We start from the raw sequence: 1,914 nt of genomic DNA, 5'->3' as shown, positions 1-1,914 counted from the left end.
ACAGAAACCAATCCATGCCATCTCAATAAGTGGACCACTCTTCGACGAATCCTGCTGAGGGAGTGGCAAAAGCCTGAGGGCAGTTGAGCTCTCCGACGATCGAGTTATAGAATTCTTGAACGAAAACTTCATTAACACGTGGGTCCCGAATGCGGAATTAGGACGAACCCCGAGTTTACGAGAACCGATCGCACGGCGACGCGAGCGTGAAGATAAGACGTTCGACACAAGTCATGCCTTAGCACAAGCAATTATAAAAAGTTGGAAAAAAGGTTCACCGGTGGACTGTTTGGTTATCTCACATGAGTTTAAACCACTCGGTGGCATAGGCTATAATCAGTTCCCCGAATGCTTAGGGGAGTTCGAGAACGAGATAGAGGCTTATCTATTTTTTCTCAAGGCATCCATGGAAGGAAAACGTCCCGGATTGGGCGATCTTATTCTTACACCGGAACAACCTTCACAGGAGGTGGTGGACACCTTCCGCACCCCAGAGGTAGCCCATCAGGATTACGCCATTGTTTACATTGATACTACTGCGTTTGAAGATGGCGGCACACTCATTATTGACATCCAAGTCGGGAGAGACGAGGCAGTAGGGAGTTTCCATCTCCTTGACGGAGACCAAAAACTTCCGACGGAAAAAGTGCCTGACGGTATTGATCCTGCGAAATGGAACGCGCAAGAAAGCGATGAATATAAGAAACCACTCGACGCGCTTGCCAGAGTCTGGGGAATATTTCCAGGTGAAACTGGACAAATTAAATATCAGTTTGATCGAGGTCAACGCTTTAAATTGTGTGTAACTGGTAATCAATGGAATGAGATAGGAGAGATAAACGCTTTTTACGCAAAAAATTCTGTAGAGGCGTCAGACTGAGGAGCAGTTACTTGTTTACAGTGGAAGCGGATCCCTGCTCAGTGGAATAGCAATCCACAGTAAGAAACGAGATTTTTTGGAATCTAATCCGTTTTTCTGACAGCCGATTGCTAATTGCTGATTGCCGTTCTTCTGACATCCGACACCCGTACAAATTGATATCCATCCCGTTTCAGTCCCGCGATAATACGATCTGTTGCCTCGACCGTCCCCGAACGGTTTGCCTTCTTGTTTTCTGCTTTCCCATCATGTAAAACGATGATTGAACCGGATTTGGTCTTCTTCAGGACCGTTTCAGTGATTTTATCGGGATTCTGTGTTGTCCAATCCCAACTCCACACATTGCAACTAATGTGTGCACGATCACCTTTCGCGAGCACCCATGCTACCGGCAAAAACCGCGTCAACATTGGTGCGCGAAACACAACTTCACCTGCCTTGAAACCTCCTGTAGGGTTCTCACTGCGAAGCAATCTCTGTAGGAGGTCGTCCGTGCGTTCAATTTCCCGTCGGACGTAGATAGGCGGTAGGAAGCCCAGCAACGGATGGCTATAGGAGTGATTGCCAATCTGATGCCCCTCAGCAATAACCCGATTTACCGTTTCAGGATGCTTTTCGATCCAATTCCCGATCATGAAAAATGTAGCTTTGACATCGTGTTTCGCAAGGACATCGAGCAATCGATCAGTGTAAGGTGGGTTCGGTCCATCGTCGTAGGTGAGCGCGACAACCCGCTGGTCTGTGTTCAGGCGAACGATATTCTTTCCGAAGGGCGGTCTAAAGAACAGCCACAACAATATCACCACAGCAAATGTTCCAACAACTGAGATTACAAGGTTCATTGGGGCTGCGTCCTTGTTCTACGTATGACCGGCAGGCGCCACCACGGAACATAAGGGTACTCATGGTGTTCCCAATGATACCCGAAATGATAACAGGTGATGAACGACCAGAGCGTTGAATACGCATTGCTTTGTGCTCGATGCGGGTTATCATATCCAGTTTCCGGCGTTCGATGGGGTAAATATGTCCCA

The 1,914-nt window shown here is 47.8% G+C and carries 3 protein-coding genes; 1 reads left to right on the top strand and 2 read right to left on the bottom strand.

All coding sequences use genetic code 11. From position 1 onward, the window contains the following. The first annotated feature begins 115 nt into the window (after positions 1 to 115). Positions 116 to 880, top strand: coding sequence for a hypothetical protein (locus J4G07_09885; GenBank protein ID MCE2414304.1), 765 nt, complete (start codon positions 116 to 118; stop codon positions 878 to 880). Between the two features lie 110 nt (positions 881 to 990). Here J4G07_09885 and J4G07_09880 read toward each other — a convergent pair whose 3' ends face one another. Together J4G07_09880 and J4G07_09875 are read right to left on the bottom strand one after the other, a co-directional pair. Further along, positions 991 to 1,722 (bottom strand): polysaccharide deacetylase family protein, encoded by a 732-nt coding sequence (locus J4G07_09880; protein MCE2414303.1) that lies wholly within the window; start codon positions 1,720 to 1,722, stop codon positions 991 to 993. Beyond that, positions 1,719 to 1,914 (bottom strand): fatty acid desaturase (locus J4G07_09875; protein MCE2414302.1); only part of this gene is annotated, 196 nt, incomplete at its 5' end. The genes J4G07_09880 and J4G07_09875, both read right to left, overlap by 4 nt.

It is taken from the genome of Candidatus Poribacteria bacterium (genome assembly GCA_021295715.1).
Taxonomy (GTDB): domain Bacteria; phylum Poribacteria; class WGA-4E; order WGA-4E; family WGA-3G; genus WGA-3G.
The sequence above is the reverse complement of the archived record's forward strand: the minus strand, read 5'-3'. Positions and strand labels throughout refer to the sequence as shown.